13 protein-coding genes and 1 riboswitch are annotated in these 19,639 nt (G+C 72.6%); of the genes, 8 read left to right on the forward strand and 5 right to left on the reverse strand.

Annotated features, from left to right (window positions below; all coding sequences use genetic code 11):
• Positions 1 to 17: 17 nt before the first annotated feature.
• From ACPU2J_RS25360 to ACPU2J_RS25370, 3 genes are all read left to right on the forward strand, one after another.
• Positions 18 to 2,138, forward strand: coding sequence for a DNA gyrase/topoisomerase IV subunit B (locus tag ACPU2J_RS25360; RefSeq protein WP_423834043.1), 2,121 nt, complete (start codon positions 18 to 20; stop codon positions 2,136 to 2,138).
• 179 nt (positions 2,139 to 2,317) lie between these two features.
• On the forward strand, positions 2,318 to 2,803 hold the full coding sequence (locus ACPU2J_RS25365; RefSeq protein WP_361589369.1) for a DUF485 domain-containing protein: 486 nt from the start codon (positions 2,318 to 2,320) through the stop codon (positions 2,801 to 2,803).
• The gene (locus tag ACPU2J_RS25370) at positions 2,800 to 4,392 is read left to right on the forward strand and encodes a solute symporter family protein (RefSeq protein ID WP_423834044.1); all 1,593 of its coding nucleotides are present in this window, start codon (positions 2,800 to 2,802) and stop codon (positions 4,390 to 4,392) included. The genes ACPU2J_RS25365 and ACPU2J_RS25370 overlap by 4 nt, the downstream gene beginning before the upstream one ends.
• 91 nt (positions 4,393 to 4,483) lie before the next feature.
• On the opposite strand, the gene ACPU2J_RS25375 is transcribed toward ACPU2J_RS25370, so the two are convergent.
• The 3 genes from ACPU2J_RS25375 to ACPU2J_RS25385 all read right to left on the reverse strand — a co-directional run bounded on the left by ACPU2J_RS25375 (position 4,484) and on the right by ACPU2J_RS25385 (position 8,185).
• The gene (locus ACPU2J_RS25375; protein WP_423834045.1) at positions 4,484 to 5,185 is read right to left on the reverse strand and encodes a DUF7342 family protein; all 702 of its coding nucleotides are present in this window, start codon (positions 5,183 to 5,185) and stop codon (positions 4,484 to 4,486) included.
• Positions 5,182 to 6,783, reverse strand: coding sequence for an ATP-binding protein (locus ACPU2J_RS25380; protein WP_420079380.1), 1,602 nt, complete (start codon positions 6,781 to 6,783; stop codon positions 5,182 to 5,184). Before ACPU2J_RS25380 ends, ACPU2J_RS25375 begins: the two co-directional genes overlap by 4 nt.
• A 151-nt stretch (positions 6,784 to 6,934) precedes the next feature.
• Positions 6,935 to 8,185, reverse strand: coding sequence for a citrate synthase (locus tag ACPU2J_RS25385; protein ID WP_420079379.1), 1,251 nt, complete (start codon positions 8,183 to 8,185; stop codon positions 6,935 to 6,937).
• Positions 8,186 to 8,249: 64 nt separating this feature from the next.
• Between ACPU2J_RS25385 and ACPU2J_RS25390 the strand changes: the two genes are divergently transcribed.
• Both ACPU2J_RS25390 and ACPU2J_RS25395 read left to right on the forward strand, forming a co-directional pair.
• On the forward strand, positions 8,250 to 9,425 hold the full coding sequence (locus ACPU2J_RS25390; protein ID WP_399314444.1) for a citrate synthase/methylcitrate synthase: 1,176 nt from the start codon (positions 8,250 to 8,252) through the stop codon (positions 9,423 to 9,425).
• Between the two features lie 24 nt (positions 9,426 to 9,449).
• Positions 9,450 to 10,538 carry a CobW family GTP-binding protein gene (locus ACPU2J_RS25395; RefSeq protein WP_423834046.1) on the forward strand — a complete coding sequence of 363 codons (1,089 nt, stop codon included), beginning with the start codon at positions 9,450 to 9,452 and terminating at the stop codon, positions 10,536 to 10,538.
• A gap of 137 nt (positions 10,539 to 10,675) precedes the next feature.
• Here the strand turns inward: ACPU2J_RS25395 and ACPU2J_RS25400 are convergent, their stop codons facing one another.
• Both ACPU2J_RS25400 and ACPU2J_RS25405 read right to left on the reverse strand, forming a co-directional pair.
• Positions 10,676 to 12,769, reverse strand: coding sequence for a restriction endonuclease (locus ACPU2J_RS25400; protein WP_423834047.1), 2,094 nt, complete (start codon positions 12,767 to 12,769; stop codon positions 10,676 to 10,678).
• Positions 12,770 to 12,860: 91 nt separating this feature from the next.
• A complete protein-coding gene (locus ACPU2J_RS25405; RefSeq protein ID WP_420079376.1) occupies positions 12,861 to 15,317 on the reverse strand; it encodes a DNA gyrase/topoisomerase IV subunit A in 2,457 nt (818 codons plus the stop codon).
• A 280-nt stretch (positions 15,318 to 15,597) separates the two neighbouring features.
• Between ACPU2J_RS25405 and ACPU2J_RS25410 the strand changes: the two genes are divergently transcribed.
• From ACPU2J_RS25410 to ACPU2J_RS25420, 3 genes are all read left to right on the forward strand, one after another.
• Positions 15,598 to 16,959: a M16 family metallopeptidase gene (locus ACPU2J_RS25410; RefSeq protein ID WP_361589344.1), complete on the forward strand. Its 1,362-nt coding sequence runs from the start codon at positions 15,598 to 15,600 to the stop codon at positions 16,957 to 16,959.
• 20 nt (positions 16,960 to 16,979) lie between these two features.
• Positions 16,980 to 18,347: a M16 family metallopeptidase gene (locus tag ACPU2J_RS25415; protein ID WP_365078398.1), complete on the forward strand. Its 1,368-nt coding sequence runs from the start codon at positions 16,980 to 16,982 to the stop codon at positions 18,345 to 18,347.
• Positions 18,348 to 18,575: 228 nt separating this feature from the next.
• Positions 18,576 to 18,734: riboswitch (cyclic di-AMP (ydaO/yuaA leader) on the forward strand.
• Positions 18,735 to 18,747: 13 nt separating this feature from the next.
• Positions 18,748 to 19,551, forward strand: a complete 804-nt coding sequence (locus ACPU2J_RS25420) for a M23 family metallopeptidase (protein WP_361589341.1) — start codon at positions 18,748 to 18,750, stop codon at positions 19,549 to 19,551.
• The last annotated feature ends 88 nt before the right edge of the window (positions 19,552 to 19,639 follow it).

Consider the following 19,639-nt stretch of genomic DNA (forward strand, 5'->3'; position numbering starts at 1 on the left):
AGCGAGGAGCGAACTGCGTGACCGCCGACACGTCCGTGCCTTCCAGCGCGCTGCTGTCCGGAGCAGACCGGGACGGTTCCAACTACACCGCGCGGCACCTGCTCGTCCTCGAAGGGCTGGAGGCCGTCCGCAAGCGTCCCGGCATGTATATCGGCTCGACCGACAGCCGGGGCCTCATGCACTGCCTGTGGGAGATCATCGACAATTCCGTCGACGAGGCCCTGGGTGGCTACTGCGACCACATCGAGGTGATCCTCCACGAGGACGCCTCCGTCGAGGTCCGGGACAACGGCCGCGGCATCCCCGTGGACGTCGAGCCCAAGACCGGCCTGTCCGGCGTCGAGGTCGTCATGACCAAGCTGCATGCCGGCGGAAAGTTCGGCGGCGGCTCCTACGCGGCCTCCGGCGGCCTCCACGGAGTCGGCGCCTCCGTGGTCAACGCCCTCTCCGCCCGTCTGGACGTCGAGGTCGACCGGGGCAGCTCCACCCACGCCATCAGCTTCCGCCGCGGCGTCCCCGGCATGTTCACCGAGCAGGGCCCCGACAGCCCCTTCGACCCGGCGAACGGCCTGCGCAAGGTCAAGCGCATCGCCAAGGGCAAGACCGGCACCCGGGTCCGCTACTGGGCCGACCGCCAGATCTTCCTCAAGGACGCCCGCCTCGGCCTGGAGACGCTCTACCAGCGGGCCCGCCAGACCGCCTTCCTCGTCCCCGGCCTGACCATCGTCGTCCGCGACGAGAGGGCCATCGACGGCGCGGGCAAGACCGAGGAGACCTTCCGCTTCGACGGGGGCATCAGCGAGTTCTGCGAGTACCTCGCCCAGGACAAGGCCGCCTGCGACGTGCTGCGGCTGACCGGCTCGGGCACCTTCAAGGAGACCGTCCCGGTCCTCGACGACCGCGGCCACATGACCCCGACCGAGGTCACCCGCGAGCTCGGCGTGGACATCGCCCTGCGCTGGGGCACGGGCTACGAGACCAGTGTCAAGTCCTTCGTGAACATCATCGCCACCCCCAAGGGCGGCACCCACGTCACCGGCTTCGAACGCTCCGTGACCAAGACCGTCAACGAGGTGCTGCGCTCGGCCAAGCTGCTGCGCGTCGCCGAGGACGACGTGGTCAAGGACGACGCGATGGAGGGCATGACGGCCGTCGTCACCGTCCGCCTCGCGGAGCCGCAGTTCGAGGGTCAGACCAAGGAAGTGCTCGGCACCTCGGCCGCCACCCGCATCGTTGCCGCGGTGGTCGCCAAGGAGCTCAAGGCCTTCCTGACCTCGACGAAGCGCGATGACAAGCAGCAGGCCCGCGCCGTGATGGAGAAGATCGTCGCGGCGGCCCGGACCCGGATCGCGGCCCGCCAGCACAAGGAGGCCCAGCGCCGCAAGACGGCGCTGGAGACCTCCTCGCTCCCGGCCAAGCTCGCCGACTGCCGCAGTGACGACGTCCACCGCAGCGAGCTCTTCATCGTCGAGGGCGACTCCGCGCTCGGCACGGCGAAGCTCGCCCGCAACTCGGAGTTCCAGGCGCTCCTGCCGATCCGCGGCAAGATCCTCAACGTCCAGAAGTCCTCCGTCTCGGACATGCTGAAGAACGCCGAGTGCGGGGCGATCATCCAGGTCATAGGAGCCGGCTCGGGCCGGACCTTCGACATCGACGCCGCCCGGTACGGCAAGATCGTGCTGCTCGTCGACGCCGACGTCGACGGCGCGCACATCCGCTGCCTGCTGCTCACGCTCTTCCAGCGCTACATGCGGCCGATGGTCGAGGCCGGACGGGTCTTCGCCGCCGTGCCGCCCCTGCACCGGATCGAGCTGGTCCAGCCCAAGAAGGGCCAGGACAAGTACGTCTACACGTACTCGGACAACGAGCTGCGCCAGACCCTGCTGGAGTTCCAGCGCAAGAACGTCCGCTACAAGGACTCGATCCAGCGCTACAAGGGTCTCGGCGAGATGGACGCGGACCAGCTGGCGGAGACCACCATGGACCCCCGCTTCCGCACCCTGCGCCGGATCAACATCGGCGACCTGGACTCGGCCGAGCAGGTCTTCGACCTCCTCATGGGCAACGAGGTCGCCCCGCGCAAGGAGTTCATCACCAGCTCCGCGGCCACCCTCGACCGCTCGCGCATCGACGCCTGAGCGAGGCGCTGCCCGTGGGGCCCGGCCGAGACTGACACGGCCGGGCCCCACGGCACACCGCCGCTCCCGGCTCCATCACCTGTTGGAGTGAAGAGCACCGGTACACCAGTCCGGAAACCGTCCATTCCGCTCATCCTTGTGGGCACGCGGCCGATGCGGCCGCGGACAAGGAGAGTTCGGTGGACAAGCACGAAGGCCGCGATGCCGGAACGATCCGGCTGGACGACCCCTGGTACGACGCCCTGGCCGTAGGCTGGGGCGAGGGCGAGGAACCGTCCCCGCCGCGTCCGGACGCCGGCACCCGACCCGCACCCAGCGCGTCGGACATCTACCTGGAAGTGCAGCGCAGCGCCGCCTTCCAGGAGGTCCGCCGGCGCTACCGGCGGTTCGTCGTGCCCGCGACCGCCGGGTTCTTCCTCTGGTACGTCGCCTACGTGGTCGCCGCGACCGCCGCGCCGGGGGTGATGGCCCGGCCGGTGATCGGCGCCGTCAACGTCGCCCTGCTTGCGGGACTCGGCCAGTTCCTCAGCACCTTCCTGCTCACCTGGGCCTACGCCCGGCACGCCCGGCTGCGCCGGGACCGAGCCGCGCTCGACCTGCGCTGGACCGTCTTCGAGCAGGAGCGCGGCCAGGACCGGAACCGGGCCAGGAGGGCGGGCCGTTGACCAGCGAACACCAGGCGCTCGCGCTGATCCTCTTCAGCCTCTTCATCGCCGTGACCCTGGGCATCACCACCTGGGTCAGCCGCAACCGGCACGGCTCGGCAGAGGAGTTCTACGCCGGGGGACGGCTGTTCTCGCCGATGGAGAACGGTTTCGCCATCGCCGGCGACTACATGTCCGCCGCCTCCTTCCTCGGGATCTCCGGTCTGATCGCCCTCTTCGGATACGACGGCCTTCTGTACTCGGTGGGCTTCCTCGTCGCCTGGCTGGTGGTGCTCTTCCTCGTCGCCGAACTCGTCCGCAACTGCGGCCGCTTCACCCTGGCCGACGTGGTCGCCGCCCGGATGAGCGAGCGCCCCGTACGCATCGCCGCCGGCATCTCCTCCGTCGTCGTCTCGGTGCTCTACCTCATCGCGCAGATGGTCGGGGCGGGCAGCCTGGTCGCCCTGCTGCTGGGGAGTTCGAGCGCCACGGCCCGCACCCTCACGGTGATCGGCGTGGGCGCCCTCATGGTGGTCTACGTGTCCTTCGGCGGGATGCGGGCCACCACCTGGATCCAGATCGTCAAGGCCGTCCTGCTCATGGGCGGGGCGGTCACGCTGACCGTGCTGGTGCTGCTGCGTTTCCGCGGAGACTTCGGCCTGCTGCTCACCAGCGCCGCCGAACGCAGCGGCCACGGAATGAAGTTCCTGGGGCCGGGCCTCCGGTACGGCGGCGACTGGACCGCCCGGATCGACTTCATGAGCCTCGGCCTCGCGCTGGTGCTCGGCACCGCCGGACTGCCGCACATCCTGTCGCGCTTCTACACGGTGCCCACGGCGCGGGCGGCGCGCCGCTCGGTGGTGTGGGCGATCGGGCTCATCGGCGGCTTCTACCTGATGACCATCGTGCTCGGCTTCGGGGCGGCCGCCCTGGTCGGACCGGACGAGGTCCGCGCCTCCAACGCCTCCGGCAACACGGCCGTCCCGCTGCTCGCGGCCTTCCTCGGCGGTGGCGCAGAATCCACCGGCGGCGCCGTGCTGTTCGCCCTCGTCGCGGCGATCGCCTTCGCCACCATCCTGGCCGTGGTCGCGGGCATCACCCTGGCCTCCTCCGCGTCCGTGGCGCACGACCTGTACGCCTCGCTCAAGCGGCGCCGCGCCAAGCAGCGCAGCGAGGTCTCCGTGGCCCGGGCGGCGGCCGTGGGCATCGGGGCGGTGGCGATCGCCCTCGGGCTGCTCGCACAGGACCTGAACGTGGCGTTCCTGGTCGGCCTGGCCTTCGCCGTGGCCGCCTCGGCGAATCTGCCGGTGCTGCTGTACTCGCTGTTCTGGCGCGGCTTCACCACGCGGGGCGCCGTCTGGTCGGTGTACGGGGGACTGGTCCCCGCGGTGCTGCTGGTGCTGGTCTCGCCCGTGGTGTCGGGATCGCCCGAATCGCTCTTCCCCGGCGTGGACTTCCAGTTCTTCCCGCTCCAGAATCCGGGGATCGTCTCGATCCCGCTGGGCTTCCTGGCGGGCTGGCTGGGCACGGTCACCTCGGGAGAGGAACCGGACGAGGTCCGGCACGCGGAGACGGAGGTCCGCTCCCTGACCGGTGCCGGAGCGGTCTGACCCGGTCACGGACCCCGTACCCCGGATCCCGCATCCGTCCGGCAGGACGGGGCCGGACGGGGAGCGGGCCGGGTGGGGGTGTCCCGCCGCGTCAGGCGGGTCCCTCGGACGGGAGCCAGGTGTAGCGGTGCTCGGGGCGTCCCGTCTCGCCGTAGCGCAGGGCCAGTGTGACGCGGCCGGTGCGTTCGAGGAGCTTGAGGTAGCGCTGGGCGGTCTGCCGGCTGATGCCGGCCCGGTCCGCGATCTGCTGCGTGGACAGCGGGCCGTCGGCGGTGCGCAGGATCCGCCGGACGAGCTCGGCCGTGGTGGGGGAGTGGCCCTTGGGGAGCTCGTTGGCGGGGCCCGCGCCGGCGAGGGCGCCGAAGAGACGGTCCACCTCGGCCTGTTCGGCCTCGCCGCCCGTGTCCAGGGTGCGGCGCAGGGAGCCGTACGCCTCGAGCCGGGTGCGCAGTCCGGCGAAGGTGAAGGGCTTCACCAGGTACTGGAGGGCGCCGAGTCGCATGGCGGCCTGCACGGTGGCGAGGCCCCGGGCGGCCGTGACCATGATCACGTCAGTGCCGTGGCCGCGCTCGCGGAGCCTGCGGACCAGGTCCAGGCCGTTGCCGTCCGGGAGGTAGTGGTCCAGGAGGATCAGGTCCACCGGGTGCGCGGCGAGGAACTCCATTGCCCCGGCCGCCGAATGGGCCTGGGCGGCGACCCGGAAACCGGGAACCTTCTCGACGTACGCCGCGTTGATCCGGGCAACACGCATGTCGTCGTCGACGACCAATACGTGCATCGGGGTCTCGTTCATCGCAGGGCCTCCGGGAGTACGACGGAGAATTCCGCCCCTCCGTCCTCTGCTTCACCGGCCCGGGCACTGCCGCCCTGCCGCTCCGCGAGGCGGCGTACGAGAGCGAGGCCGAGCCCGCGCTCGCGGTGTGCCCGGGGCTGCTTGGTCGACCAGCCCTCCGTGAAGACATCCTCGCGGCTCCCGGCGGGGATCCCGGGCCCGCTGTCGCGCACGCGGAGGACAGCGGTGCGGCCCTCGGCGCGCAGTTCCACCTCGACCAGGGGCGTGGCTCCGCCGGCGGCCGCGTCCAGCGCGTTGTCCACCAGGTTGCCGAGGATGGTGACGAGCCCGCCCGGATCCACCAGCCGGTCGGGGACGAGGGTGGTCTCGGTCAGCCGCAGGGGGACGCCCCGCTCGGCGGCGACGGTCGCCTTGCCCACCAGGAGGGCCGCCAGCAGCGGGTCGTGGACCTTCTCGGTGACCTGCTCGGCCGTCGTGCGGTGCACACCGACGACCTCGGTGACGAAGTCCACCGCCTCCTCGTGCAGGCCCAGCTCCAGCAGGCCGAGGAGGGTGTGGAGCCGGTTGGCGTGCTCGTGGTCCTGCGCGCGCAGGGCGTCGATCAGGCCGCGGGTGGAGTCGAGCTCCCGGCCGAGGTGTTCCAGCTCCGTGCGGTCACGGAGGGTGGCGACGGCGCCGCCGTCCTCGGTGGGCATGCGGTTGGCGACCAGCACCCGGGAGCCCTGGACGGTGACCAGGTCCCGGCCGGTGACGCGGCCGGACAGCACGTCGGCGGTCCGGCCGGTGCCGAGGACGGCGTCCAGCGGGCGTCCCGTGAAGGTCGCGGGCGCCTCCGGGGCGAGGCCCAGCAGACGGGCGGCCTCGTCGTTGACCAGGCGGACGCGGCCGTCGGGGGCGAGTGCGATCACGCCCTCGCGGATGGAGTGCAGCATCGCCTCGCGCTCGGCGAGGAGGCCGGCGATGTCGGAGAAGGCGAGGTCACGGGTCTGCCGCTGGATGCGGCGGGAGAGGAGGTAGGCGGCGAGCGCGCCGACGGCCAGGGCGCCGCCCGCGTAGGCGAGGAGGCCGGGGATGGCGCCGAGCAGCCGGTCGCGGACGCCGTCGTAGGCGATGCCGACGGACACGGCGCCGACGATTTCGCCGTCGGCCGCGAGGAGCGGGACCTTGCCGCGGGCGGAACGCCCCAGGGTGCCGTCGTCGATCTCCATCACCTCGCGGCCGGCGAGGGCGTCGGCGGGGTCGGTGGAGACGGGCAGCCCGATCCGGTCGGGGCTCGGGTGGGCGCGGCGGATGCCGTCCAGGTCCATGACCACCACGTACTCGGCGCCCGTCGCCCGCCGGATCCGTTCCGCCGCGGCCTGCACCGGGCTGTCGGGGGAGGGGCCGGTGGCGATGAGGTCCGCGGCGAGCGAGGGGTCGGCGGCCGCGCTCTGCGCGATGGCCAGGGCGCGCCGCATGGCCTGGTCGTCGAGCTGCGCGCCGAGCGGTGCCAGGAACAGCCCGGTGGCCAGTACGAGGACCCCGGCGGCGAGGGCCAGCTGGGTGAGCAGGATCTGCGAGACGGCCCGTCTGGGCAGCCCGAGGCGCCGAGCGCTCATGAGGGGGAACCGCATGGGAAGCAACGGTAGGTCGGCCGCGGCAGGAGCGGAACGCCTCCGCCCGGCTTGTCGGATACCCCACTGCCGCCGTGTCCGGGCCGTGTTCCCGGGCTCACCGCGGCGGCCCGCCGTACCGTCCTGGCGGCGGGCGTCACGGGGACGGGTCGGGCACCGGCCGGGGCGGGCGGGGGCCGTGGTACTGCCCGCTCGGCCGCATGCGCAGCGGCCGTTCCTGGTACTCCTCCAGCGCGTGCGCGATCCACCCCGCCGTCCGGGCCACGGCGAAGACGGTCTCCCCGGCCTCCGCCGCCATGCCGCAGGACACCGTCAGCACGGCGAGCGCCAGGTCCACATTGGGGTGCAGTCCGCCCTGGCGGGCCATCACCGCGGCCACCTCGCGCGCGGCGCCCAGGGCGGGGGCGGCCTGCTCCAGCCCTTCCAGCCGGGCGAACAGCGCCGCTGCCCGCGGGTCCTCGCCCCGGTACAGCCGGTGGCCGAGGCCGGGCACCCGGCGGCCCGCCCGGAGGTACTCCGCCACCACCGGCGCCGCTCCGCCCTGCTCCAGCACCTCCACCAGCATCCGGTGCGCGAGCCGTCCGGCCGCGCCGTGCAGAGGGCCTTCGAGCGCGCCGAGCCCGGCGGACACGGCCGCGTACGGATGGGCGCGGGCCGACGCGGCCACCCGCACGGCCAGAGTGGAGGCGGCCAGGTCGTGGTCCACCAACAGGGCCAGCGCCAGGTCCAGGACGGCGAGCGCGCCCGGATCCGGTTCCCGTTCGGTGAGCCGGGACCACAGCCGGCGGGAGATGCGGCCGTCCCCGGCCCAGGAGACGGCTCCCTTCTCCGGGAGCGCGCCGACCAGGGTGGGGATCAGGCAGCGGGCGGACCCGAGCACGGCCTCCTCGGAGAGGTCGAAGCGCAGGGGGTCCGCCACCGCGGCGGCGGCGACCGCCACCCGCAGCCGGTCGACGGGGCCGCTGTGTTCGGGCAGCGCGGCGACCGCCCGTCCGGCCGCCGCCAGCACGTCCGGGGGAGAGGTGAACACGGCGCCGTGGGGGACCCGTCCCGTCCAGAGCCATTCGGCGACCTCCTCGTAGCGGTACCGCGAGGCCAGGGCCACCGCGTCCACGCCCCGGAAGTAGTAGCGGTCGGGCTCGATGAGGGTGAGGGCGGTGCGGACGGAGAGGTCGCCTGCGGCCGGGGCGGCGGCCTCGCGCCGGCTGCGCCGGGCCAGCTCCTCCACCTCGACGGCGTCGAAACTGCTGCCCCGCCCGGCCGGATCGCGGCGGCTCGTGAGCTGACCCCGGCTGACATAGGCGTACACGGTGGCCGGCTTCACGCCGAGTGCCCTGGCCGCCTCCTGGGTGCTGAGCCTGCGTCCGCCGTCCGTCTGATCGCTCATGCGGACACTCTACAGATGGAAATGCGCATTGATTCAATCAATATTGACAGTGACTGAATCCATCATGGATGGTCGATGCATGAACGCCATCGACAGCACCATCGAAGGACCCCGCGGCCTTGCGGGGGTCGTGGTCACCACCACGGAACTGGGAGACGTCCGCGGCAGCGAGGGCTTCTACCACTACCGCCAGTTCTCGGCCGTCGAGCTCGCCGCCGTGCGCGGCTTCGAGGACGTCTGGCACCTGATGTTCCGGGGCCGGCTGCCCGCGGACGCCGCCGAACGCGATGCCTTCGCCGCCGAGACCGCCGCGCTGCGCCGGCTGCCCGACGAGGTGCGCGAGGCCCTGCCGGGCATAGCCCGCGCCGGCCGGCACTCGGGCCCCCTCGCCGGACTGCGCACCGCCCTCTCCCTGCTCGGAGCGTCCGCGGGATTCCGTCCCGTGTACGACCTCGACCCCGACCGCCGGGCCGCGGACGCGCTGGCCGCGTGCGCCGCCGTCCCCACCCTGCTGACCGCCCTGCACCGGCTGGGCCGGGGGCTGGAGCCGATCGAGCCCCGGGAGGACCTCCCGTACGCCGCCGACTACCTGCGCATGCTGACCGGCGAGGAGCCCGACCCGGCGCGGGTCCGCGCGGTCGAGCGGTACCTCGTCTCCACCGTCGACCACGGGTTCAACGCCTCGACCTTCACCGCCCGCGTGATCGCCTCCACCGGCGCGGACGTCGCCGCCTGCCTGACCGGTGCCATCGGCGCGCTCTCCGGCCCGCTGCACGGTGGCGCCCCCAGCCGGGCCCTGGACACCCTCGATGCGATCGGCACCGTGGACCGCATCGGGCCGTGGGTGCGCGAACGGGTCCTGGCGGGCGACCGGATCATGGGCTTCGGGCACCCCGTCTACCGCACCGAGGACCCCCGCTCGCGCATGCTGCGCGACATCGCCCTGGACTTCGGCGGCCCCCTCGTGGACTTCGCCGTCGAGGTCGAGCGCCAGGTGGAGGAGATCCTCGCCGAACTCAAGCCGGGCAGGGAGCTGCACACCAACGTGGAGTTCTACGCCGGGGTGGTCATGGAGCTGTGCGGACTGCCGAGGGAGATGTTCACCCCGACCTTCTGCGCCGCCCGGGTGGTCGGCTGGAGCGCCAACATCCTGGAACAGGCCGCCGATTCGAAGATCATTCGTCCGGCGGCCCGCTACACCGGACCCACCCCGCCGCAGCCGGTCCCGCTGATCGACTGACGCGGCCTGGCTACGATCGGCAGGGTGAACAGCAGGCAGCCCATCCCCGTCGTCGTGCTCGCCGGATTCCTCGGATCCGGCAAGACCACCGTCCTGAACCATCTCCTCGCCGGGCGCGGAGGCACCCGTATCGGGGTCGTCGTCAACGACTTCGGATCCATCGAGGTCGACGCGATGGCGGTGGCCGGCCAGGTCGGCGACTCGATGGTCTCCCTCGGCGGCGGCTGCCTGTGCTGCGCCGTCGACGGCAGCGAGCTGGACGCGTACCTGGAGAAGCTCTCCGCACCCGTCCACCGGATCGACGTGATCGTCATCGAGGCGAGCGGCCTGGCCGAGCCCCAGGAGATGGTCCGGATGCTCATGGCCAGTGAGAACCCCGCCGTCCGCTACGGCGGGATGGTGGAGGTGGTGGACGCCGCCGAGTTCGACGCGACCCGGGCCCGGCATCCGGAGACCGACCGCCATCTGGCCGTCGCCGACCTCGTGGTCCTCAACAAGATCGACCGGGTCGACGCCCGGGAACGGGCCCGGCTGGAGACCCTGCTCGCCTCGCTGTGCGCGCCCGGCACCCCGGTCGTGGCGGCCGATCACGGCCGCATCGACCCGGAGCTGCTGTTCGACCGCAGGCCGTGGACCGAGACCCGGGGGCAGCTGTCCTTCGAGGACCTGCTCGCGCAGGCCGACGGCCACGACCACTGCACCCACGCGCACGCCGCCTACGAGAGCACGGAGTTCACCTCGGAGCAGGCCATGTCCCCGCGCAGGCTCATGGACTTCCTCGACCGCCGCCCGGCCGGCCTCTACCGGATCAAGGGCTCCGTGTGGTTCGGGGTGCCGGGACACGAGGAGTGCCACGAGGTGCACGCGGTGGGCCGTTTCCTCCGCTTCGCGCCGCGGCCCTGGGGGAGGGGGGAGGCCCGCAGGACCCAGCTGGTCCTGATCGGCTCCGGAACGGACGGCCCGGCGCTCCTGCGCGAGCTGGAGCACTGCCGGGAGGAGGCGCCGCGCGAGGTCCCGCCCGAGAGCATGTGGGGCGTGCTGCGCTACGTCGCCCGGCCCCGGCCGGAGGAGGAGCCGGAGCCCGGGCCGGGCGAGCCCGGGGAGGCGCCGTAGGCTCCGTGGAGCGGGTACGGGAGGCCGTTCCGGAGCGGGTGACCGGCGAGCGGTCCCGACGAGCGGGCCTCCGGCGGGGCGGGGCGCGGCCCCGGAGCGACGCCCCCGGGGCGAGGCCCGGCCCCGCCGGACAGGAGCTAGGCGACCTCCACCCCGAAGTCGCCGAGGAGGTCGACCAGGCCGCCGCGGTAGCCCTTTCCGCCGATGACGAAGTCCCAGTCACCGTTGGGGCGGCGCCGGAAGGAGCCCAGGACCAGCGCGGTCTCGCCGGCGCGGCCGTCGGAGACCTCCAGCCGGCCGGCCTCCTCGCCCGCCGCGTCCAGCAGCCGGATCCGGGCGTCGGTGAAGCCGGCCAGGTCGGCGTGCGGGTCCGCCTCCGGATCGACGGCCGCCACCAGCACGAGGCGGTCCGCCTGCTCCGGGAGGGAGTCGAAGGAGACCTCCAGCGCCGCCCGGTCGGGGGCCGTGTGGGCTCGCGAGCGCACCGAACCGTCAGGGGTGCGCGGGTTGTTGTAGAAGACGAAGTGGTCCTCGCTGAGCACCCGGTTTCCGGAGCAGACGAGTGCGCACACGTCCAGCGCCACCGGGCCCGCCCAGGACATGCCGAGTACGTTGTGGTCCTCCGCGGGAGGCGCGGCGGCGGGCTCGGCGGCGGCCCGGGCGGCTCCGCCGGCCGGCGGGTTCCCCCGCTCGCCGAGCCGGCCCCGCAGACCGTACTGGTGCAGCAGCTCCACGAGCCGGTCCCCGGGAACCAACTCCAGCGGCTTGCCGTTGGCAAAGGTGTAGGAGCCCGGTCCGAAGGACGAGGTGGTGACCAGCACCCCCTTGTTCGCCCCCGCGTCCTGGACCGTGCCGTAGAGGTCCCGCACCGCCGTCGGCGGGACGGTGTTGCGGTAGCGCTTGACCTGGACCACGATCCGCCCGCCCCGGATCGGCGCCGGGTCCAGTGCCTCGACGTCCACCCCGCCGTCCCCCGAGCGCTGGGTGGTCACCGCCTCCATGCCCATCGCCCGGAACAGCTCCGCGACCAGGTTCTCGAAGTCGATCGGGTCCATGGCGAACAGGTCCGGCTCGTCGCCGTCCCGGTCCGCCCCGACAGCGTGCCCGCCGTGACTGACCACCTCGCCGCCCACCTCGTCGGGGCGGCGGCCCGGACGCACCGCCGTGAGCTGGTCGGGCCGCGCCGAGAGCGCGCCGCCCAGCCCCGACACCAGGCAGTCCACCGCGCTGACCTGCTGCAGCCGCAGCCCCGTGAAGGCGGACCGCTCGGCCGGCACCGTGGCCAGCACGAACCGGGTCTCCTGGCCCGTCGCCGGATCGTGGCAGTCCACGAAACCGTTCACCACGACCGAGTCCAGCACACCGAACTCGTCCGCCGCGTACAGCTCGCGCACCACGAGCAGCAGGCACTGGGCCAGCAGGTCCTTGTAGACGCTCCGCCGCTCCGTGACCGGGCGCGGTTTCACCCTGTCCTGGTCCGTGCTCGGCAGGTACTGCACCGCCCTGGCCTCCGGCACGACCGCGTAGCCGGGGAGCTCCCAGTCCAGGACGAGCTGGCGCGCGCCGGGATCGTACGCGGCCGTCACCTGCCGGGGCAGCGACTCCGGCCAGGCGGCGGAGGCGTACAAGGCGGCCGAGAAGTACTCCACGGCCGCCTCCGGGTCACCCGCGCGCAGGGCGCCGGTGAGCGCGGTCAGTCCGCTGTTGTGCTCCCGGATGCCGGCGAGCTGCTGCGCCGCCCAGCGGTCGTACTGCTGCCGGTACGCGGCCAGTTGCTGCTGCCGCTGCGCCTCGGCGGCGCTGGCCGCCTGCCAGGCCTGGGTGTAGCGGGCATGGGCCTCGCGCTCGGCGCGGGCCCGCTGGTTCGACCCGAGGGTCCAGCCGCTGCTCTGCTGGAACTGCTCGATCCGCGGCATCGGCACCGGATGGGCCAGGGTCCCCGGGGCGAACGGCTCCAGCTGCTCGGGCCGGGCCAGGGCGGCTATCCGGAACGCGGGCGCCCGGCAGCCGGCGACCAGCAGGCTCTTCAGGGCGGCGACCTCGGCGTCGAGCTGCTCGGTGCGCCGCCGGGCCTCGGCCTCGCGGTACTGCCGGTGGTTGCGCTCGGCCTCGCGCTCGTAGGCCCGCTGCCGGCGCTCGGCCTCCCGCTGCTGGATCACCTGCGTCTGCTGCAGGCGGCGCTGCGCCTGCGCCCAGTCACCGATCAGTCCGCTGCCCGCTCGACGGCTCATCAGTCGTGTTCTCCCCCCACCGCGTACAGGGACAGAACACTAGTCGGCAAAAGGGGTGTCCGGCTCCGGACCGGACACCCCGTTCCCCGGGTTAGAGCGCGGGTCCCGCGACGACCGCCACCGGTCCCGGCAGGGGCGTCCCGGAGCCGTCCCGGCGCGGATCCGGCGCCGGCAGGGCGGCCGGAGCACCGGCCGCCGTCGACGCGCGGGCCGGGGTCGGGCCGGCCCAGGCGAGCACCAGCAGGTCCTCGCCCTTCAGGAACCGCTGGCAGCGCACGCCGCCGGTGGCGCGGCCCTTGCGCGGGTACTGGTCGAAGGGGGTCAGCTTCCCGGACAGCATCGAGTCGTCCAGGGTGCCGTGGGAGCCGGCCACCGTGAACACCACGGCGTCCCGGCCCGGGTCGACGGCCGAGAAGTGGATCACCTTGGCGTCCGCGGACAGCTTGATGCCCGCCATGCCGCCCGCCGGACGGCCCTGCGGGCGCACCTGGCCCGCCGGGTAGCGCAGCAGCTGGGCGTCGTCGGTGATGAAGACCAGGTCCTCCTCGCCGGTGCGCAGCTCGACGCCGCCGACGATCCGGTCACCGTCCTTGAGGGTGATGACCTCCAGCTCGTCCTTGTTGGCCGGGTAGTCCGGCACGACGCGCTTGACCACACCCTGCTCGGTGCCGAGCGCCAGGCCCTGCGAGGACTCGTCGAGGGAGGTCAGGCAGACCACCTTCTCGTCCGGCTCCAGACCCGAGAGGAACTCGGAGACCGGGGCCCCGCCCGCCAGGTTCGGCGCGGCGTGCGTGTCCGGCAGCTGCGGCAGGTCGATCACCGACAGGCGCAGCAGCCGGCCCGCCGAGGTGACGACGCCGACGTCGGCCCGCGCCGTCGCCGCGACCTGCGAGACGACGAGGTCGTGCTTGGACCGGGAGCCCCCCTCCTCCTGCGGGAGCGGGTCGCCGTTCGCGGTGCGGGCCAGCAGCCCCGTCGAGGACAGCAGCACCCGGCACGGGTCGTCCGCGACCTCCAGCGGCACGGCGGCCACCGCGGTGCCCGCCGACTCCAGCAGGACCGTACGCCGCTCGGTGCCGAACTTCTTGGCGACCGCGGCCAGTTCCGCGGAGACGAGCTTGCGCAGCTCGTTGTCGGACTCCAGGATCCCGGTCAGCTCGTCGATCTCGCCGGTGAGGCGGTCGCGCTCGGACTCCAGCTCCAGGCGGTCGAACTTGGTGAGCCGGCGCAGCGGGGTGTCCAGGATGTACTGGGTCTGCGTCTCGCTGAGCGAGAACCGCTCCATGAGCCGCGCCTTGGCCTGGGCGGAGTTCTCGCTGTCGCGGATGAGCCGGATGACCTCGTCGATGTCGATGAGGGCCACCAGCAGGCCCTCGACGAGGTGCAGCCGGTCACGGCGCTTGGTGCGGCGGAACTCGCTGCGCCGGCGGACGACCTCGAAGCGGTGGTCGAGATAGACCTCCAGCAGCTCCTTCAGGCCGAGGGTGAGCGGCTGACCGTCCACCAGCGCCACGTTGTTGATGCCGAAGGACTCCTCCATCGGCGTCAGCTTGTAGAGCTGCTCCAGCACGGCCTCCGGGTGGAAGCCGTTCTTGATCTCGATGACCAGGCGCAGGCCGTGGGCGCGGTCGGTGAGGTCCTTGACGTCGGCGATGCCCTGGAGCTTCTTCGAGCCGACCAGGTCCTTGATCTTCGCGATGACCTTCTCGGGGCCGACCGTGAAGGGCAGTTCGGTGACGACGAGGCCCTTGCGGCGGGCGGTCACGTTCTCCACGGCCACCGTGGCGCGGATCTTGAAGGTGCCGCGGCCGTTCTCGTAGGCGTCCTTGATGCCCGAGAGGCCCACGATCCGGCCGCCCGTGGGCAGGTCGGGACCCGGTACGAAGCGCATCAGCGCCTCCAGGTCCGCGTGCGGGTACCGGATCAGGTGGCGGGCGGCCGCGATGACTTCGCCGAGGTTGTGCGGCGGCATGTTGGTCGCCATGCCGACCGCGATCCCGGACGCGCCGTTGACCAGGAGGTTGGGGTAGGCGGCGGGGAGCGCGACCGGCTCCTGCTCCTGGCCGTCGTAGTTGGCGGTGAAGTCGACGGTGTCCTCGTCGATCGACTCCGTCATCAGCGACGTGGCGTCGGCCATCCGGCACTCGGTGTACCGCATGGCGGCCGGCGGGTCGTCGTTGCCGAGCGAGCCGAAGTTGCCGTGGCCGTCGACCAGCGGCAGCCGCATGGAGAAGGGCTGTGCCATGCGCACCAGCGCGTCGTAGATCGACGCGTCACCGTGCGGGTGGAGCTTGCCCATCACCTCGCCGACGACGCGGGCGCACTTCACGTAGCCGCGGTCGGGGCGCAGCCCCATCTCGTTCATCTGGTAGACGATGCGCCGGTGCACCGGCTTCATGCCGTCGCGGGCGTCGGGCAGGGCGCGGGAGTAGATCACCGAGTACGCGTACTCGAGGAAGGAGCCCTGCATTTCGTCGACGACGTCGATGTCGAGGATCCTCTCCTCGAAATCCTCCGGCGGCGGGGTCTTCGTGCTGCGGCGGGCCATCGCTGCGCGGCTCCTTAACCAAAATGGGGTGTGCTGGGTGTCGGGCTGGTGGTGCGGGGTCTGGCGGGTGTGGCGGGATCTGGCTGGTGTGGCGGGTGGTGCGGCCGGGTCGTGCAGGTGTCCGGCGGGGTCATGACGCCGACCATTGTGGCCCGAGGCGCCGACAACGCCGACTCCGACCCAGGTCTGGGCCGGGAACTTATCCGGCGGCCGACGCGCTTGCATACAGTGGCAGGTCTGCAAGAAATCTCTGTATCGCGATCGAAGGGACCACATGCCCATGGGTCACACGGCCACAGCCCAGGCCGGCTCCGGCGGCCTGACAGCGACCGAACACCGGCTGGCCAACGGTCTGCGCGTGGTGCTGTCCGAGGACCACCTGACCCCGGTCGCCGCGGTCTGCCTCTGGTACGACGTCGGCTCGCGCCACGAAGTCAAGGGCCGTACCGGCCTGGCTCACCTCTTCGAGCACCTGATGTTCCAGGGTTCGGCGAGCGTACCGGGCAACGGCCACTTCGAGCTGGTCCAGGGCGCCGGCGGCTCCCTGAACGGCACCACCAGCTTCGAGCGCACCAACTACTTCGAGACGATGCCGACGCACCAGCTGGAGCTCGCGCTCTGGCTGGAGGCGGACCGGATGGGCTCCCTGCTGGCCGCCCTGGACGAGGAGTCCATGGAGAACCAGCGCGACGTCGTCAAGAACGAGCGCCGCCAGCGCTACGACAACGTCCCCTACGGCACCGCCTTCGAGCGGCTGACCGCCCTCGCCTACCCCGAGGGCCATCCGTACCACCACACCCCGATCGGCTCCATGGCCGACCTGGACGCCGCCTCCCTGGAGGACGCGCGCGCCTTCTTCCGTACGTACTACGCGCCCAACAACGCGGTGCTGTCGGTCGTCGGCGACATCGACCCGGAGCGGACGCTCGCCTGGATCGAGAAGTACTTCGGCAGCATCCCCTCGCACGACGGCAAGCAGCCGCCGCGCGACGGCTCGCTGCCCGACGTCATCGGCGAGCAGCTGCGCGAGGAGATCGTCGAGGAGGTCCCGGCGCGCGCCATGATGGCCGCCTACCGGCTGCCGCACGACGGCACCCGCGAGTGCGACGCCGCCGACGTGGCGCTGACCATCCTGGGCGGCGGCGAGTCCTCGCTGCTGCACAACCGCCTGGTGCGCCGCGACCAGACGGCCGTCGCCGCCGGCTTCGGCATGCTGCGCCTGGCCGGGGCTCCCTCGCTGGGCTGGCTGGACGTCAAGACCTCCAGCGGCGTCGAGATCCCCGCGATCGAGGCGGCCGTGGACGAGGTGCTCGCGCGGTTCGCCGCGGAGGGCCCTACGGCCGAGGAGATGGAGCGCGCCCAGGCACAGCTGGAGCGCGAGTGGCTGGACCGGCTGAGCACGGTGGCCGGGCGCGCCGACGAACTGTGCCGCTACGCGGTGCTCTTCGGCGACCCGCAGCTGGCGCTCACCGCCGTCCGGCGCGTCCTGGACATTACCGCCGAGGAGGTGCAGGCCGTGGCCGCGGCCCGGCTGCGCCCGGACAACCGCGCGGTGCTCGTCTACGAGCCGCTGGCGGCCGAGGACGCCGACGCCTCCGACCTGCACGACGAGTCCGACGAGAACGAGGGGGCGGAGCAGTGAGCGACACCGCAGCCGTCACGATGACCTTCCACCCGCGCCCGGAGGCGGGGGAGCCGCAGCCGTGGGCCTTCCCGGCCCCCGAGCGCGGTGAGCTGCCCAACGGCCTGACCCTGCTGCGCTGTCACCGCCCGGGCCAGCAGGTGATCGCGGTGGAGGTCAACCTCGCGGCCCCGCTGGACGCCGAGCCCGAGGGCCTGGACGGCGTGGCGACCATCATGGCGCGCGCGCTCTCCGAGGGCACCGACAAGCACTCCGCCGAGGAGTTCGCCGCCGAGCTGGAGCGCTGCGGCGCCACGCTCGACGCCCACGCCGACCACCCGGGCCTGCGGGTCTCCCTGGAGGTCCCGGCCTCCCGGCTGGGCAAGGCGCTGGGGCTGCTCGCCGAGGCGCTGCGCGCACCCGCCTTCGCCGACGCCGAGGTGGACCGGCTGGTCCGCAACCGGCTCGACGAGATCCCGCACGAGCTGGCCAACCCGCAGCGCCGCGCCGCCAAGCAGCTCTCCAAGGAGCTGTTTCCGGCGTCCCTGCGCATGTCCCGGCCGCGCCAGGGCACGGAGGAGACGGTCGCCCGGATCGACTCCGCCGCCGTACGCGCCTTCTACGAGGCCCACGTACGCCCCGCGACGGCCACCGCGGTGGTCGTCGGCGACCTGACCGGGATCGACCTGGACGCCGTCCTCGCGGACACCCTGGGCACCTGGACGGGCAACACCGCCGAGGCCCGCCCGGTGCCGCCGGTGACCGCCGACGACACCGGCCGCGTGGTCATCGTCGACCGGCCCGGCGCCGTGCAGACCCAGCTGCTGATCGGCCGGATCGGGGCGGACCGCCACGACAGCGTCTGGGCGGCCCAGGTGCTCGGCACGTACTGCCTGGGCGGCACCCTCACCTCCCGCCTGGACAAGGTGCTGCGCGAGGAGAAGGGGTACACCTACGGCGTGCGCGCCTTCGGCCAGGTGCTGCGGTCCACGGCGGACGGCAAGGGCGCCTCGATGCTCGCCATCAGCGGTTCGGTGGACACCCCCAACACCGGCCCGGCGCTGGAGGACCTCTGGAAGGTGCTCCGGACCCTGGCGGAGGGCGGCCTGACCGACGCCGAGCGCGACGTGGCCGTGCAGAATTTGGTGGGCGTGGCCCCGTTGAAGTTCGAGACGGCGGCCTCGGTCGCGGGCACCCTGGCCGACCAGGTCGAGCAGGAGCTGCCGGACGACTACCAGGCGCGGCTGTACGCACAGTTGGCCGAGACGGGCACCGTGGAGGCCACCACGGCGGTTGTGAAGGCCTTCCCGGCGGACCGGCTGGTCACGATCCTCGTCGGCGACGCGGCGGTCATCGAGGAGCCCGTGCGGGCCCTCGGTATCGGAGAGGTCTCCGTCGTCACCAACTGACGGTCCGACGGCTGCCGGCCGTTCGGCTACGGGGCCGTCAACTGACTTACCGGGCACAGGGCTCCGGCGGCACTGCCGCCGGAGCCCTTTTGTCCGTTTAGTGTCGTGGTTGCTTTTATGTGATGTGGCGTACGCAACAAAAACGCGCGTCTGTTTGGTGATCGGCTGATGATCCGCCTAGCGTCGGCCGTGCTGTTCGTCAGTCGTGCCCGCCGCACCCGCGGCACCGGACAGCGATCGCCGAGTCCCCGTCAGGCGCGAGCCTGGGGAGCCGGGGACCCACATGAGTCCCTGGGGTGAATCGGACCCCCTCGCAAGAGGAGGCCCGTAGGAGACCTTCCTGCTCCGAACCCGTCAGCTAACCCGGTAGGCGAGAAGGAAGGAAAGGATCAAACCCTTCATGGCGTTTGGCAGTCGTCCCGCTGGTACCGGCAAGCACCGTGGTTCCAGCCGCCTGAGCAAGAAGACCGCCGGCTACGCCGGTATCGCCGCGATCGCCACGACGGGTGTCGTCGGCTCCCTCGCCGCCCCGGCCTTCGCCGCGGACAACCACAGCAGCACCTCCGCCGCCGACAACGGCCTCGGTGCCGTGGTCGTCGCCGACGAGCTCGCGGGCGACCTCGCCGACCAGGCCGTGTCCCAGCAGCGCGTCGCCGACCAGGCCGCCGCCCAGGCGCAGGCCGAGGCCGAGGCCAAGCAGAAGGCCGCCGAGGGCAAGCGCCTCGCCGAGGCCAAGGCCAAGGCCGAGCGGGAAGCCGCCGAGCGCGCGGCCCGCGAGGAGGAGCGCAAGCGCCTCAACACCTTCGTCTCCCCGCTGGACGACTCGTACGTCAGCACGCAGTACAAGGCGGGCGGCGGCATGTGGTCCTCCGGCAGCCACACGGGCATCGACTTCCACGCGGCCTCCGGCACGTCGGTCCACGCGGTGGGCTCCGGCACCGTCGTCGAGGCCGGCTGGGGCGGCGCCTACGGCAACAACGTCGTCATCAAGCACAACGACGGCACCTTCACCCAGTACGGGCACCTGTCCTCGCTGAACGTCTCCGTCGGCCAGCAGGTCACCCCGGGCCAGCAGATCGGCCTGTCGGGCTCCACCGGCAACTCCAGCGGCCCGCACCTGCACTTCGAGGCCCGCACCGGCTCGCAGTACGGCTCGGACATCGACCCGATCGCGTACCTGCGCTCGCACGGCGTCAGCCTCTGACAACCGCGCATCCTTCCGCTTCACCGAGGACCCCGGCTCGCACCGAGCCGGGGTCCTCGTGTTTTGCGCCTCCGCGCAATGTTACGGA

The sequence above is a fragment of the Streptomyces manipurensis genome (assembly GCF_049570255.1).
GTDB classification, from domain to species: domain Bacteria; phylum Actinomycetota; class Actinomycetes; order Streptomycetales; family Streptomycetaceae; genus Streptomyces; species Streptomyces manipurensis.

Bases quoted from the DNA above. Each gene is read 5' to 3' on its own strand.
- ACPU2J_RS25375 (WP_423834045.1), bottom strand. From the start codon at position 5,185: ATGAACGAGACCCCGATGCACGTATTGGTCGTCGACGACGACATGCGT.
- ACPU2J_RS25420 (WP_361589341.1), top strand. From the start codon at position 18,748: ATGGCGTTTGGCAGTCGTCCCGCTGGTACCGGCAAGCACCGTGGTTCC.
- ACPU2J_RS25410 (WP_361589344.1), top strand. From the start codon at position 15,598: ATGGGTCACACGGCCACAGCCCAGGCCGGCTCCGGCGGCCTGACAGCG.
- ACPU2J_RS25390 (WP_399314444.1), top strand. From the start codon at position 8,250: ATGGATGGTCGATGCATGAACGCCATCGACAGCACCATCGAAGGACCC.
- ACPU2J_RS25405 (WP_420079376.1), bottom strand. From the start codon at position 15,317: ATGGCCCGCCGCAGCACGAAGACCCCGCCGCCGGAGGATTTCGAGGAG.
- ACPU2J_RS25380 (WP_420079380.1), bottom strand. From the start codon at position 6,783: ATGAGCGCTCGGCGCCTCGGGCTGCCCAGACGGGCCGTCTCGCAGATC.
- ACPU2J_RS25415 (WP_365078398.1), top strand. From the start codon at position 16,980: ATGACCTTCCACCCGCGCCCGGAGGCGGGGGAGCCGCAGCCGTGGGCC.
- ACPU2J_RS25400 (WP_423834047.1), bottom strand. From the start codon at position 12,769: ATGAGCCGTCGAGCGGGCAGCGGACTGATCGGTGACTGGGCGCAGGCG.
- ACPU2J_RS25385 (WP_420079379.1), bottom strand. From the start codon at position 8,185: ATGAGCGATCAGACGGACGGCGGACGCAGGCTCAGCACCCAGGAGGCG.